Here is a 16,051-nt window from a genome sequence, read left to right on the forward strand (position 1 = left end):
TCACCTCACATATTCAATTGAATCAAAATACCCTTTAATAGTTATTGTATTTGCTGCTATATATAATATTTCAAAATTATTACCTTTTATTTCAATTGGTGCCATATTAGTGTTAATTTTTATTTTATTTTTTTCAAAAATTTGTATACCTTTATGATTTTCTATAGTTATTTCATTTCTTCCCATAACAATTATCTTTGGGATATCTAAGATTACATCCTTTGGAAGCTCAAGTTTTTCTACTAAAACTTCTTTTCCTTTTTTAAATTTTCCCTCCATAATTTCTCTCCTTTTAAAATACTCTCTCATTGTACCTTATGATTTAACTTTAAAGAAAATCACAAAAATAAAAAAAGAACTCAATTTACATTGAGTTCTTTTTTTATATTCACTATTTAAATACTATTTAACAATTCGACTTGTAAGTTTTATACTCTGCGTTATCTACAACCTTTGGTCTAACTGCTGACATAAGTTTACCCATGTCTTTCATGCTATTTGCACCCAATCTTGTAGCTGTTCTTTTACAATTCGTAAAATTATTATTCACTTAATTGCTGAGGAAGGTAACCTAGTAAGAATTTAATTCTTAACTATTTCCCTTTTCAAATCCAAACATCGCTTAATTACATTGTTTGGTTTTTTTGCTAAATTTATATAACCTTATCGTCCTCAAGCGTAACACCATTGGTATTCCCACTAGCAATATCGCAGATATTATATTTGAAAATTTAAAAATCCCCAAACTTTTTCAAGTCTTTATTTTATTGTTGGCATAGTTAAATACCTTTAAAAAACTAAAAACTACTTGAATTTTCTCTTTCTTGCAGCTTCTGATTTTTTCTTTCTCTTAACGCTTGGTTTTTCATAATGTTCTCTCTTTCTAACTTCTGAAAGAACCCCAGCTCTTGCGCATTTTCTCTTAAATCTTCTTAATGCACTTTCTAGTGTTTCGTTTTCTCCAACTTTGATTTCTGACATCTATTATCCCTCCCTCCGCTAGCTCAAATTAGTATCTTTAACTCAGCTACGGGCTTAATAACACATATTTTATTATACAATATTGACCCCGAAAATGTCAATATTATTTATACTATTTTTCTATTAACCTGGTGGCCATTTTAACTCTCTTGCACCTAATACATGAAAATGCATATGATTTACAGTTTGCCCTCCATCAACACCACAATTATTGATAATTCTATATCCTGAATCAGCAATATTTAGTTCCTTTACTATTTTATTAATTGCAATAAAAATGTGTGAAACTATATCAGCATTTTTTTCATTTATTTCATTAGCGCTACTAATATGTTCTTTAGGTATAACTAAAAAATGAACTGGCGCCTCTGGACTTATATCATAAAAGGCTAATACTTTATCATCTTCATATATTTTCTTTGAAGGAATTTCACCTGCAATTATTTTACAAAATAAACAATCTCCCATAAACTCACCTCCTTTTAATTAGTTTTGAGTTAGTAGTTGATGTTGAAATTCCTTGAAAAATTTCTTAATTTCATATTTTTAGGGGATATTTCATTAAGAATAAATACTACAATATATTGTATTAATTTTTTTAAACAATATATTGTGTATAAAAGTTTTAGTGCGACAGCCCCTTCCTTAACTTGTCACTATATTATGCCATATTTGCTATAGCATAATCTTTTACAGCTTCTTTTATTTCAACATCTACTATTTTACCAGTTATATCTGCAGACATACAATGTACTATTACTTTAATATAGTTTCTTGTATATCCCTCATAATAATCTGGCTTATCTTTAATTTCCTTTTCTATTAATACATCCATTACTCTTCCAATAAATTTTTCAGTAAATGCATGCTCATTAATATCATTTAACTCTATTAAAGCCTTACTTCTTTCATCCTTAACAGTTCCATCTAATTGATTAGGCATATCAGCTGCCTTTGTTCCTTTTCTAGGACTATATTTAAATACATGAGTTTTTGTTAAATGAATTTTCTTTAAATATTCATATGTTTCATTAAATTCCTCTTCTGTTTCTCCTGGGAATCCAACAATTACATCTGTAGAAATAGATACATCAGGTAATGTTTCTCTTAATAAGTTAACTGCTGCCTCATATTCTTTAGCCGTATATCTTCTATTCATTCTCTTTAATGTAGCATCACATCCACTTTGAAGAGATAAATGGAAATGAGGGCATAGTTTTTTAAATCCTTTTATTTTTTCAATAACTTCACTAGTAAAGAATGCTGGCTCAATAGACCCTATTCTTATTCTTTCTATTCCATCAATTTTTTCTATTTCTTCTATTATATTAATTAAATTCACATTTCCTTCTAAATCTAATCCATAAGAAGCTGTATGTATACCTGAAAGTATAACTTCCTTAAAGCCATTAGCAGCAAGCTCCTTAACTTCCGCTAATACCTTTTCTGGATCCTTTGAGCAAACTGATCCCCTTGCATAAGGTATTGTACAATATGTACAAAATCTATTACATCCATCTTGAATTTTTAAAAATGCTCTAGTTTTATCTTGATAATCTTCTATTTTTAAATCTTCAAATTTCTTATTTTGAAGAACTGGCTGTACATGAACTTGTGCTTTTCCTTCATCTTTTGCCTTATTAACATAATAAACTACATCACCTTTATTTCTTGTACCTAAAACTACATCTACTCCTGGTATTTCCGAAACCTCTTTTGGTGCCATTTGAGAATAACAACCAACTGCTGCTATTATTGCATTTGGATTTGTTCTTCTTGCTCTGCTTATTATTTGTCTAGATTTCTTATCTCCCATATTAGTAACAGTACATGTATTTATTACATATACATCAGAAAATTCATTAAAATCTACAACTTCGTATCCTTCTCTAATGAATTTTTCAGCCATTGCTTCTGATTCATACACATTAACTCTACATCCTAACGTAGCAAATGCAACCTTCATTAATCATTTCCTCCTAAATCACTAAGCTCATATTGTATTAATGACGTAGCAACAAATCCAGCTGTTTCAGTCCTTAATATTCTCTTTCCAAGTGTTACTATATGAGCACCTTTTTCCTTTAATTGTTCTATTTCCTCTTCTTCTATTCCGCCTTCTGGCCCTACAAATATACCAATATTTTTTATATTATTGATTTTTTCTTCATTTCTTAACTTATTAATTAATGTTTTAATTCCAAAATTATTAGCATTTTCATATGGAACTAAAAACAAATCTAATTCATCAACTTTTTGTAATACTTCTTCAAATCCTATTGGCTCTGTTACTTTTGGAACAATACTTCTCTTACTTTGTTTTGCAGCCTCTAAAGCAATTCTATTTAATCTATCTAACTTTTTAAATTCACCCTTTAATTTAACATCAACTCTATGTGTAATTGTTGGTATAAATTCTGTTATTCCAAGTTCTGTACCTTTTTGAACTATTAAATCCATCTTTTGAGCTTTTGGAAGTCCCTGAAATAAAAATACTTTTATTTCACTTTCATTATTTAAATCTAGCTTTTCTATTATTTCAAGAGAAACTTCTTGCTTATTTACATCAGTAACTTTAGCTAAGTATTCTAAACCTTCACAGTTATTTAATACTACCTTTTCACCTTCTGCAATTCTAAGAACCTTATATATGTGTTTTACATCATCTCCTAGAATCTTGGCTACATCTCCATTAATTAATTCTTTTGGAGTAAAAAACTTATGCATTATTTTATTCTCCTCTAAAACTATTTTAATTTAGCAACTATACAGTTCCATTCACCATCTCTGTTCTTTTCTATTACTTCAAAGCCTGTTGCTTCTAATTTTTCACAAACCATATCAACTCTATCATGAATTATTCCTGATGTTATAAATACTCCACCATCTTTCATAACTCTCTTTACATCATCAGTTAATATACAAATTATTTCTGCTAAAATATTTGCAACAACTATATCTGCCTTTCCATCAATAACTTCAACTAAGTTTCCATGAAGTATTTCTATGTTATTTAAGTTATTATATCCTACATTTTCAATAGATGATTCTACAGCTACTGGATCTAAATCTACTCCAACAGCTAATTTTGCTCCTAATTTTGCTGCTGCAATTGCTAATATTCCAGAACCACAACCTACATCAAATACTGTACTTTCTTCTTTAACATATTTTTCTAAAGCTTGAATACACATTCTTGTAGTTTCATGAGTTCCTGTACCAAATGCCATACCTGGATCTAAATTTACTACTAATTCCCCTTCTTTTTGTTCATATTCTTCCCAAATTGGCTTAACAACTATTTTTTCTCCAACTTTTGATGGTTTATAATATTGCTTCCATGTATTAGCCCAATCCTCTTCATACATTTTTTCATGCTCAACTTTAGCTTCTCCTAAATCAATTCCCATTTCTTTTAGTTCTACTAATTTTTCATTAACATATCCTAAAATTTCTTCAATATTATCTTCTTCTGCAAAATAAGCTTTTACAACAGCAAATTTACCCTTATGCTCTAAAACATTTATATCTGCAAAATCCCATGTTAATGGTCCTTGTTCTCTTCCTAAAATATCTTCTGGATCTTCTATAGCAACACCCTTACAATCTAAACTATAAAATATTCCTGATACTGGTTCTAATGCCTCACTTTTAGTTATTACTCTAACCTCTATCCACGTTCCATCCATTGTTAATCATCCTTTCATATCTTTTCTCCTTGACTAATACTATATTTTACACATATGTTTACCTAAAGTCCATAAATTTTTATATAGAAAAAGGATAACTATCAATTATTTATTTATAGTTACCCCAATTTATAATTTTTAAACAGTAATATCTTTATTTTTTATTAATTTTCTTTTTCTAACCATTTTATCATTTGCTATATTATAAGTTATTGCTCCCATACATACAAACATTATACCTAATTGTGGTGCATATAATGTACAATCAACTATTCCTTGTATAATTATCATTGCATTTGTTGCTGCAAGTAATGGAAATAATTGATTTTTTTCCTTGTATAGTTTTGTCATATCCTTATATAAATTAAATTTAATATAAAGATAAATACCTAACCCTATAACTCCAGTGCTTACTAAAAATGTAAGCCACAAATTATGTGGATGAATTAAAAAAGAAATAATTTGATTATGTAAACTTGGATCATCACTAAAAATAAAATTTGATCCTCTCTCAAAGGTTCCAAGCAAGCCCCATCCTAATATCGGCTTCTTAAAGAACATATTTGTTGAACCTTCCCATATCCCTATTCTAGAATTAAAAGATATTACAATTTCACCTATTGGTGTTATTTTTGTAATCTTATTTTGAATAAATACAAATAATAATGATAATAGTCCTACTATTGTACATACTGCTATTATTTCCTTTTTGTTTTTATTTCTAGAAGTTATATAATATATAAATATTCCACCTATTAATGCTATAAATGCACCTGTAGATTCTGTTAATAATAATGCTACAGATATTAAGATAATTACGAGATTATATGTAAGAGTTTCACTGCTACTTTTTTTTGTTCCTTGAAGATAAAATATAATTAAAATTATATTAGCAAACCATGCTCCTGTCATATTTGGATTTCCAAATGAACTAAAAATTCTATGTTCTGGTCTATTTAATAGAATAAATGTTATTTTTTCTATTACTCCTCCTATAGCTGCTATTACACTTAAATATGTCACAATTTTTAACACCATATTTATTCTACTCATTTTTGTAAAATAGTTTTGAGCAAATATGCATACTGTAAAATATAAAAACAATCCAAAAGATGCTAAAAAAGACAAAAGACTTTTATTTATTAATCCACTAAACATAGAATATAAAAATAAAGAAAACAATCCTATATTCCAATAGTTCCTTTCAACTTTTACTTTTCTTTTTAATAATAAATTCACTGAATATACAGCTGGAATTATTGCTGTATAAGGTGAAAAAACTACCATTATAATATAATATATCATATTTTACCACCAATTCTATTGTTAATTAATTAACTATTTCAATTTAATAGAAAAAATAAATTTTCACTATAGATACTATTAACGTAAATCCATCTTTTTGATTATGCTTATATACTTTAATTATAGTTTTATATTAATTTACTTTTCAATTTATTTATATTCTGCAATTAAAAATTTTGTTTTTATTCCTTGAGCTGTAAACATTTCCTCATGTTCTGTAGAAACATTTCCTTCAAATCCACTAGCATGTAAATCATATGTAATATATTTTATTTCTAAATTACATTCTTTAAAATACTCAAGTGACTCTTCAAATAATTCATCATCATCAGTTTTAAACCAAATTTCAGCTCCTGATTTTAAAAACTTTTTATATTTTTGAAGTTGTCTTGTATGTGTTAATCTTCTTTTTTTATGTCTATCCTTTGGCCATGGATTACAGAAATTTATGTATATTCTTTCTATTACATCTTTTTCATCTAACATATCATCAATCAATAATATTTCTTGAGACATAAGTGCAACATTATTAACTTCATGCCCTTCCTTTTCATAAGCTGATTCAATATTTCTTTTAGCTAAAACTAAAACTTCATCCTTTATATCAACCGTTATATAATTAATATCTGGATTTTGTGAACCATGTACTGCCATAAATGTTCCTTTTCCACATCCTAATTCCATGTAAATAGGATTATCATTCTTAAAAAATTCTTTCCATCTACCTTTATATTCGCTTGGTTTTTGTATAAAAAACTCACATGCTTCTAATTCTGGTCTAGCCCATGGCTTTTTTCTCATTCTCATAATTATATTCACTCCAAATCATTCTTTAAGTTCATAGATTAATTATACAGATAATTTCTTTTATTTCAACTAAATTAGTTATTTGAAATATAATCAACCTTTTTTTATAATTAAAAATTGACTATGCATTATGAAAAAACAATATTTAAAATATTATTTTTTAAGTTTTATCTACTTTTAACTAATATATTTATACTAACTTTGCGAAAAAAATTTTTAATATCTTATTTGTTTTTATATCATGTTTTTAAATGTTTACCATTTTTTAAAATTATAATAATTGATTTTTATATACATTCTTTTTAAAATTAATATATAAATGGTATAAAACGGGAGTTATAACAATGGAAAACAACGAAAATAAACTACGATTAGATTAAGATATTTCAGTAAAATAAAAATTTAATTCTTTATAGAATAAAAAGAAACTAGAATTTATATTAGATTATTATAAATTACCTATACTGGGCATTATAGTAGCAATAATAATTATAAGTTATACAACATACTCAATATTCACAAAACAAGATACTTATTGTAATATAACATATTTTAATAGTTATATAGATAAAGTAAAAAGATGTTGAATTTTCACAACATCTTTTTGTTTATTTTTATTTTTTATTAAATAAATCTTTAAATCCCTTTTTATGAGTTATTTCTCCATCTACACTCTCTCCACAAGCTTCCATGAACGCTTCTAAAGCTTCTTTTTGTTTAGAAGTTAAGTTTTTAGGAGTATCCACTACAACTTTAACATATTGATCTCCTCTTGAAGAAGAATGTACTTTAGGAACACCTTTTCCTTTTAATCTAAACATTGTTCCTGATTGAGTTCCTGCTGGAATAGTATATTTAACATCTCCATCTACTGTAGGAACTGTAATTTCAACACCTAAAGCTGCTTTACCCATTGATATATGAGTTTCTATATATATATCATTGCCTCTTCTGTCAAATTGTTTAGATTTAGCAACATTTATCTTAATATATAAATCTCCTGGAGGCCCATCATTAGAACCATGCTCACCTTGTCCTCTAAGTGGCATAACATTTCCTGTATCAACACCTGCTGGAACATTTATTTTTATTGTTCTTGTTTTTCTTACTTTACCTTTACCACTACATCCTGAACATGGCTTTTCAACAATTGTTCCTTTACCACCACAAGTATTACATGTAGTTGTACTTACAAAACTTCCTATTGGGCTTTGTCTTTGTACTCTTATTTGACCACTACCATGACAAGTTGGACATGTCTTTGGTGAAGTTCCAGGTTCAGCTCCTGTACCTCTACATTTTTCACAATTTTCATGTCTATTAATTGTAATTTCTTTTTCTACACCAAAAATAGCTTCTTCAAATGTTAAATTTAATGAATATTCAATGTCAGCACCTTTCATAGGACCATTTCTTCTTCTTGAAGAACCTCCACCGCCTCCAAAGAAGCTTTCAAATATATCACCAAATCCGCCCATATCTGAGAAGTCAAAGCCACCAAATCCTCCTGAACCAAATCCGCTTCCATCAAAATCTACAGTTCCATATTGATCATATCTTGCTTTCTTTTCTGGATCAGAAAGTATTTGATATGCTTCATTTATATCCTTAAATTTTTCTTCTGCTTCCTTATTCCCTTGATTCTTATCAGGATGATATTTAATAGCTAGCTTTCTAAAGGCTCTTTTTATTTCATCATCACTTGCACCCTTTTCTAGTCCAAGAACAGCATAATAGTCTTTATTTGCCATCTATAAAGTCACCACCTTATTCATATTCCACTTAATTTATATTATCATTTATACCATTTTTCGTAAATACATTAACTCTTAAAAAGGGAAGACGACAATTGTCTCCCCTTTTTAGTTATTAAATATTATTTATCATCTTTAACTTCAAAATCAGCATCTACAACATTGTCATCATGTGTTGCACCTGTACCAGCATTTCCACCCATATTATTTTGATCAAATCCTGCACCTTGAGCACCTGCTGCACCTTGTGCATCAGCATACATCTTAGAAGAAATAGCATAGAATTCTTGAGTTAATTCTTCAGTTGCTTTCTTAATTGCTTCTAAATCTTCTCCATCTTTAACAGCTTTTAATGCATCTAATTTTGCTGTAATCTTAGCCTTATCATCAGCAGAAACCTTGTCTCCAAGCTCTTCTAATTGCTTTTCTGTTTGATATGCTAATTGATCTGCATTATTTTTAGTTTCAATTGATTCTTTTCTCTTCTTATCTTCTTCAGCAAACTTTTCTGCTTCTTTTACAGCCTTATCTACTTCTTCTTCAGAAAGGTTAGTTGAAGCTGTAATTGTAATATTTGCTTCCTTACCAGTTCCCTTATCCATAGCAGATACTTTAACAATACCGTTAGCATCTATATCAAATGTAACTTCGATTTGAGGAATTCCTCTTGGAGCTGGAGCTATTCCTGATAAAGTAAATCTACCTAAAGTCTTGTTATCACTTGCCATTTGTCTTTCACCTTGAACAACGTGAATTTCAACTGATGTTTGACCATCTGCAGCAGTTGAGAACACTTGACTCTTCTTAGCTGGAATAGTTGTATTTCTTTCAATTAATGGAGTTGCAACTCCACCTAAAGTTTCTATACCTAATGTTAATGGTGTAACGTCTAATAATAATACATCTTTAACTTCACCAGTTAATACACCTGCTTGAATTGCAGCACCCATAGCTACACATTCATCTGGGTTAACTCCTTTTGAAGGTTCTTTTCCTGTAAAGTTTTTAACAGCTTCTTGAACTGCAGGTATTCTAGTTGATCCACCAACTAATATAACTTTATCAATTTGACCAATTGATAATCCAGCATCACTTAATGCTTTCTTCATTGGTTCTATTGATCTTTGAACTAAATCATGAGTTAATTCATTGAATTTTGCTCTAGTTAAGTTCATATCAATGTGCTTTGGACCAGTTGCATCAGCAGTGATGAATGGTAAGTTTATATTTGTTTGCATTGATGAAGATAATTCAATCTTAGCTTTTTCTGCTGCTTCTTTTAATCTTTGAACTGCACTCTTATCATTTCTTAAGTCAATTCCATATTGTGATTTAAAATCATTTGCTATATAATCAATGATTTTTTGGTCAAAGTCATCTCCACCTAAGTGAGTATCTCCATTTGTAGATAGTACTTCGAATACACCATCACCTAATTCAAGTATAGATACGTCAAATGTACCTCCACCTAAGTCATAAACGAATATCTTTTCACTATGGTCAGTCTTATCTAATCCATAAGCTAATGAAGCAGCAGTTGGTTCGTTTATTATTCTTAATACTTCTAATCCTGCTATTCTACCAGCATCTTTAGTTGCTTGTCTTTGAGCATCATTAAAATAAGCTGGAACAGTTATAACTGCTTGAGTTACAGGTTCACCTAAATATGCTTCTGCATCAGCTTTAATTTTTTGAAGTATCATTGCTGATATTTCTTGTGGTGAATAAACTTTATCATCAACATGAGTTTTGTGATCAGTTCCCATTTCTCTCTTTATAGAAATTATTGTATGTTCTGGATTTGTAATTGCTTGTCTTTTAGCAATTTGTCCTACTAATCTTTCACCATTAGCTTGGAATGAAACTACTGATGGAGTAGTTCTAGCACCTTCAGAGTTAGTGATTACTACTGGTTCTCCACCTTCCATTACAGCTACACATGAGTTTGTTGTACCTAAATCAATACCTATTATTTTTCCCATAATATATTTCCTCCTTGAACTTTACATATATATTGTAAATTTACTTACTTACTATTTTGCTACAGTAACCATTGAATATCTGATTACTTTATCTCCTCTTTTATATCCTTTTTGATATACTTGGGCTATATCATTAGTTGATAAATTTGCATCTTCAACTACCGAAATTGCTTGATGGAAATTCGGATCAAATCCATTATTTGTATCAATTTCTTCTACACCTAATTTTTCTAAAGAGTTTATGAATCCTTTTATTGTCATCTCTACTCCCTTTTTAAGATCTTCTACAGTTCCATCAACTGCTATAGCTCTTTCTAAATTATCAGCTACAGGAAGTATTTCCTTTAATACATCTGTACAAGCATCTGTATATATTCCTTCCTTTTCTTTAGCTGTTCTTTTTCTATAGTTATCATACTCAGCTGTTAATCTAAGTAATCTTTCTTTTAAAGCATCAACTTCATTAGAAAGCTTTTTGTTTTCATCTTTCATCTTTCCTATTAAAGCTAAATCATCATTTTCTGTATATTCTTCAACTATTTCTTCAGCTTCTTCTTTTGAAGTAGCTTCTGTATCTTCTGTTACAAGTTCATTTTCTTCTACAGCTGATTGATTTTCTTTAGTTATTTCTTCAGCTTTAAAATCTTTGTTTTCTTCCATCCTTACACCTCATCTCATTCAATACTCTTGATCCTTAAGACTTTTGTTTAATTCTTTCATAACTTGAGACATTATAGTAACTACTTTAGAATAATTTATTCTTTGCGGACCAATCAATCCAACACTTCCAATAGGTCTTCCGCCTAAAAAATATTCTGCTGTTATAACTGAACAATCCTTAGCTTCTGGAATATAATTTTCCTCACCAATTTTTATTGATATATCTCCACTATTCTCTAATAGTTCTATAACACAATCCTTATTACTTATTAGTTGAAGAACTTCCTTTGCTTTTTCAATATCGTTATACTCTGGATAATTGAAAAGATTTGTTGTTCCTTCAACTACAAAGTCAGATTTTGAATTATTATTTAAACTATCATATAAAGCTGGAAGTATCGCATTAAATAAATCATCGAAACCAACTAATTCATTTTTTAGTTCATTAATAACTTCTAAATTTATAGCTTCTATTGTTAAATTTTTAAGTCTTGAATTTAATACTTCATTTATTCTAAGAAGCTCCTGATTACTTGTAATAGAATTAACTTTAATTCTGTGATTTTTTATAACACCACTATCAGTTGCAATTACAATAATTAAATTAAAATCATCAATTCTTATTAATTGTAATGATCTTATATAGCTTCTTTTCATAGATGGTGTTTGAACTATACACGTTAAGTTTGTTAATTCTGATAATAAAACACAAGCTTCTTTTAATATTGTATCAACTTCATGCATAGCTGAATTAATTAAATATTCCTTAATTCTAAGCTCTTCATCCCTACTTAACTTTGGTCTTTCCATTAACTTATCAACATATAATCTATATCCCTTACTAGAAGGAATTCTTCCTGCTGATGTGTGAGGCTGTTCTAAATAGCCCATTTCCTCCAAATCTGCCATTTCATTTCTAATTGTTGCAGATCCTACACCTAAGTCATACTTTTTAGCTATCGTTCTAGATCCAACAGGTTCTCCTGTTACTATATAGTCATTAATAATGGCTTGAAGTATTTTTATCTTTCTTTCATCAATTGCCATTTTATCACCCCTATTGTTAGCACTCATCAAAGTAGAGTGCTAATGACTACAATATCAATATATTCTTATTTGTTTTTTTTGTCAATTTCGTATTTCTTTAAATTTTGAACTATTTTTTTATATAATTTAATTTTTTCTTTATTATCTCTTCCCATCTCTTTATTACTCCTATTTTCTCACTATTTCACTTTTCACTTTTCTAATATAAAATCAGACATTACATAATTAGATAGTTCCAATCCTTTTAAAGTTAAAAACATCTTATCTTCCTCTAAAATTAATAAACCATCTTTTATATTTTTCTCAATCACCTTATCATATATACTTCTTATATCTTTATTAAATTTTTTATTAAAAATTTTTAAATCTATTCCGCATATCATTCTTAATCCCATAAAAATAAATTCTTCAATTTCATCATTTATAGAATTTTTATGCTCTTCAACTATTGTATTTTCATTATTATTTATCTTTTTTATATATTCATTTATATCACTTTCATTTACCATTCTTGTTCCATTTATATAAGAACTACTTGCACTTCCCACACCTATATATTCATTTAATGACCAATAAACCTTATTATGCTCACATTCCTTTTCATTTAAAGAAAAGTTAGATATTTCATATTGATGATATCCTCTTTCCTTTAATATATCCTTAGTTAATTTATCCATTATTCTTTCATCATCTTCAGAAGGTAAATTTAATTTATTTTTGTTATATAAACTATAAAAAGCAGTTCCTTCTTCAATTATTAAACTATAGGCAGAAATATGATCTGGTCTTAAATCACATACTTTTTCTAATGTCTCCTTCCATAAATCTACTGTTAAATTTGGTAATCCATACATTAAATCAACATTTATATTTTCAAATCCAATATCTCTTGCTAAATTATAATTTTCTAAAAATTCTTCAAATGTATGTATACGCCCTATTTCCTTTAATAATTTATTGTTACAAGATTGTAATCCAAAACTTATTCTATTAACTCCACTTTTTTTCATTACCATTAATTTCTCTTTTGTTAATGTTCCTGGATTACATTCCATGGAATATTCTATATCTTTTGATAAATTTAAATTTTTAATAACCTTTAATAATTTTTCTAACTCTTTAGTTTCTAAATAAGATGGAGTTCCTCCACCAATAAAAATAGTTTTTATTATATAATTAGAACACTTTTCTTTTATTTCTTTTATTAATGCATCTATATATTCTTCTCTATATTTTTCCTTTCCTGCAAATGTTGGAAAATCACAATAAAAACATCTTTGCTTACAAAATGGAATATGTACATATAAACTAATTTCTTTCATTAACTTTACTCCTATTTTCAATATTACTTATTTATCAGCTTAACTATCCAATAAATAATTTGTAAAATTTATTATATTTTTTATCTATGAAAAAAAGATGCTACAAAATGTAGCATCCTAATATTAATCAACTTTAAGAACAGCCATAAATGCTTCTTGTGGTACCTCTACAGATCCCACTTGTCTCATTCTCTTTTTACCTTCTTTTTGCTTTTCAAGAAGTTTCTTCTTTCTTGAAATATCTCCACCATAACATTTAGCAAGTACGTCTTTTCTCATAGCTTTAACAGTTTCCCTAGCTATAACCTTAGATCCTACTGCAGCTTGAATTGGAACTTCAAACATTTGTCTTGGAATAATTTCCTTAAGTTTTTCTGCAATTCCTCTTCCCTTATGGTATGCTCTTTCCTTTGGAACAATCATTGATAAAGCATCAACTATATCTCCATTTAAAAGTATATCAAGCTTAACAAGCTCTGTTTTAGTATATCCTTTAAATTCATAATCAAATGAAGCATAACCTCTTGTTCTTGATTTTAAAGTATCAAAGAAGTCATAAACAATTTCATTTAATGGAATATCATAGTTTATGCATACTCTTGTTTCTTCTAAGTATTGCATATCTATATAAACTCCTCTTCTTTCTTGACATAAGTCCATTATAGCTCCAACATATTCAGTTGGTGCAATTACAGATGCCTTAACAATTGGCTCTTCCATAGAATCTATTTCTGTTGGTTCTGGTAAATTAGTTGGATTTGTTAAATCTATAGTTTCACCATTTGTTTTAGTAACTTTATATATAACAGATGGAGCTGTTGTTATAATATCTAAGTTAAATTCTCTTTCTATTCTTTCTTGAATTATTTCCATATGAAGTAATCCAAGGAATCCACATCTAAACCCAAATCCTAATGCAATAGATGTTTCTGGTTCAAAATCTAATGCAGCATCATTTATTTGTAATTTTTCTAATGCTTCTCTTAATTCATCATACTTAGCTCCATCAACTGGATAAATACCTGAATAAACCATTGGTACTGCTTTTTTATATCCTGGTAATGCATGTTCTGTTGGTCTTTCTGATTCTGTAATAGTATCCCCAACTCTAGCATCAGCAACATTTTTTATAGATGCTGTTATATATCCAACATCCCCAGCCATAAGTTCAGCTGTTGAGAATAGCTTTGGAGTAAACACTCCTACTTCAACTACATCATAAACCTTATTTGTATTCATAAGCTTTATTTTAGTTCCTGCTTTAACTTTACCATCTAATATTCTTACATAACATACAACACCCTTATAACTGTCATAATATGAATCAAATATTAAAGCTTTAAGTGGAGCTTCTTCATCTCCATTTGGTGCAGGTATCTTTTCAATTATAGTTTCAAGTACATCTTCAACATTTAAACCTGTTTTTGCAGAAATCATTGGTGCATCCTCTGCTTCAATACCAATAACATCTTCAATTTCTTCTTTTACTTCATCTGGTCTAGCAGATGGTAAATCTATCTTATTAATAATAGGTGCAATTTCTAAATCATTATCTAATGCAAGATAACAATTTGCTAAAGTTTGAGCTTCAATACCTTGTGTTGCATCAACTACAAGAAGTGCCCCCTCACAAGCTGCTAAACTTCTTGAAACCTCATATGTGAAGTCTACGTGCCCTGGAGTATCAATTAAATTTAATATATACTCTTCACCATCTTCACGTCTATAAACAAGTCTTGCTGCTTGAGATTTTATTGTAATCCCTCTTTCTCTTTCAATTTCCATATTATCAAGAACTTGTTCTTCCATTTCTCTTTTAGTAAGAGTCCCTGTAATTTCTAATAATCTGTCCGCTAGGGTTGACTTACCATGATCTATATGTGCTACTATTGAAAAGTTTCTAATCTTTGATTGTCTATTACTTTGCATATATCTTAACTGCTATAAAATATTAAGCAGCTTCTTCACCCCCATATTGTTAAATCAAGCTAAATTATAACATAGAGTATAGAGTAAGTGTCAAGAATATTAGCACTTATAATTATATTAACTTAAATATATTACTATTTACTGTTGTTTTTTATAAACTCATTTATATTTTTGTCAAAATCACTTTCTTTATAATTGCTATTTTCTTTATTATTTTTTGTAATTCCACTTATTTTATCCCTTATATTTATATAAGCTTTATTAGTATATGTTGCTAAATCCTTAATAAAATTCATAATAAAATTATTATTAGTTAAATTAATATACTTATTATAAAACTTAACTGTTGCCATTCCATCATTTTTTTCTCCAACATAAATTTTAATAGGACTTTTATCCATTATAAATTCTTGAAAGTCTTCACCAAATTCATCACTTACAACTCTAAAGTTATCTTCTGTTGTTCCTAATGGTGATAACGATTCTGTATTTATAATATTTACCTCAACAAATCCTATTATTAATAAAATTATTGAAATTAATGGTATAAAATATATTTTAATTAACTTTACCAT

Annotated in this window: 15 protein-coding genes; all 15 read right to left on the minus strand. The window is 28.3% G+C overall.

Annotated features, from left to right (window positions below; all coding sequences use genetic code 11):
• The 15 genes from yqfC to ACUN06_RS09845 all read right to left on the minus strand — a co-directional run bounded on the left by yqfC (position 1) and on the right by ACUN06_RS09845 (position 16,051).
• Positions 1 to 279: a sporulation protein YqfC gene (gene yqfC, locus ACUN06_RS09775; protein WP_291734880.1), complete on the minus strand. Its 279-nt coding sequence runs from the start codon at positions 277 to 279 to the stop codon at positions 1 to 3.
• A 525-nt stretch (positions 280 to 804) separates the two neighbouring features.
• Positions 805 to 981: a 30S ribosomal protein S21 gene (rpsU, locus tag ACUN06_RS09780; RefSeq protein WP_003441547.1), complete on the minus strand. Its 177-nt coding sequence runs from the start codon at positions 979 to 981 to the stop codon at positions 805 to 807.
• Positions 982 to 1,104: 123 nt separating this feature from the next.
• A complete protein-coding gene (locus ACUN06_RS09785) occupies positions 1,105 to 1,449 on the minus strand; it encodes a histidine triad nucleotide-binding protein (RefSeq protein ID WP_291734882.1) in 345 nt (114 codons plus the stop codon).
• A gap of 193 nt (positions 1,450 to 1,642) precedes the next feature.
• The gene (gene mtaB / locus ACUN06_RS09790) at positions 1,643 to 2,947 is read right to left on the minus strand and encodes a tRNA (N(6)-L-threonylcarbamoyladenosine(37)-C(2))-methylthiotransferase MtaB (RefSeq protein WP_294160990.1); all 1,305 of its coding nucleotides are present in this window, start codon (positions 2,945 to 2,947) and stop codon (positions 1,643 to 1,645) included.
• Positions 2,947 to 3,708 (minus strand): RsmE family RNA methyltransferase, encoded by a 762-nt coding sequence (locus ACUN06_RS09795; RefSeq protein WP_291734887.1) that lies wholly within the window; start codon positions 3,706 to 3,708, stop codon positions 2,947 to 2,949. Before ACUN06_RS09795 ends, mtaB begins: the two co-directional genes overlap by 1 nt.
• A 20-nt stretch (positions 3,709 to 3,728) precedes the next feature.
• Positions 3,729 to 4,670, minus strand: a complete 942-nt coding sequence (gene prmA / locus ACUN06_RS09800; protein WP_449389717.1) for a 50S ribosomal protein L11 methyltransferase — start codon at positions 4,668 to 4,670, stop codon at positions 3,729 to 3,731.
• Between the two features lie 138 nt (positions 4,671 to 4,808).
• Positions 4,809 to 5,975, minus strand: a complete 1,167-nt coding sequence (locus ACUN06_RS09805) for an O-antigen ligase family protein (protein ID WP_294397632.1) — start codon at positions 5,973 to 5,975, stop codon at positions 4,809 to 4,811.
• 150 nt (positions 5,976 to 6,125) lie between these two features.
• Complete coding sequence (gene trmB, locus ACUN06_RS09810; protein WP_294125763.1) at positions 6,126 to 6,782, minus strand: tRNA (guanosine(46)-N7)-methyltransferase TrmB; 657 nt, start codon at positions 6,780 to 6,782, stop codon at positions 6,126 to 6,128.
• 614 nt (positions 6,783 to 7,396) lie between these two features.
• The gene (dnaJ, locus tag ACUN06_RS09815) at positions 7,397 to 8,533 is read right to left on the minus strand and encodes a molecular chaperone DnaJ (RefSeq protein ID WP_449389718.1); all 1,137 of its coding nucleotides are present in this window, start codon (positions 8,531 to 8,533) and stop codon (positions 7,397 to 7,399) included.
• A gap of 125 nt (positions 8,534 to 8,658) precedes the next feature.
• Positions 8,659 to 10,518 (minus strand): molecular chaperone DnaK, encoded by a 1,860-nt coding sequence (dnaK, locus tag ACUN06_RS09820; RefSeq protein ID WP_449389719.1) that lies wholly within the window; start codon positions 10,516 to 10,518, stop codon positions 8,659 to 8,661.
• Between the two features lie 51 nt (positions 10,519 to 10,569).
• Positions 10,570 to 11,178: a nucleotide exchange factor GrpE gene (grpE, locus tag ACUN06_RS09825; RefSeq protein ID WP_294125760.1), complete on the minus strand. Its 609-nt coding sequence runs from the start codon at positions 11,176 to 11,178 to the stop codon at positions 10,570 to 10,572.
• An 18-nt stretch (positions 11,179 to 11,196) separates the two neighbouring features.
• A complete protein-coding gene (gene hrcA / locus ACUN06_RS09830; protein WP_291733730.1) occupies positions 11,197 to 12,225 on the minus strand; it encodes a heat-inducible transcriptional repressor HrcA in 1,029 nt (342 codons plus the stop codon).
• Between the two features lie 191 nt (positions 12,226 to 12,416).
• Positions 12,417 to 13,547, minus strand: a complete 1,131-nt coding sequence (hemW, locus tag ACUN06_RS09835) for a radical SAM family heme chaperone HemW (protein ID WP_294160988.1) — start codon at positions 13,545 to 13,547, stop codon at positions 12,417 to 12,419.
• Between the two features lie 123 nt (positions 13,548 to 13,670).
• Positions 13,671 to 15,476: a translation elongation factor 4 gene (gene lepA, locus ACUN06_RS09840; protein WP_449389720.1), complete on the minus strand. Its 1,806-nt coding sequence runs from the start codon at positions 15,474 to 15,476 to the stop codon at positions 13,671 to 13,673.
• Positions 15,477 to 15,610: 134 nt separating this feature from the next.
• Entirely contained in the window at positions 15,611 to 16,051 is a 441-nt protein-coding gene (locus tag ACUN06_RS09845) for a hypothetical protein (protein ID WP_291733762.1), read from the minus strand.

The sequence above is a fragment of the Clostridium sp. ETTB3 genome (assembly GCF_053571985.1).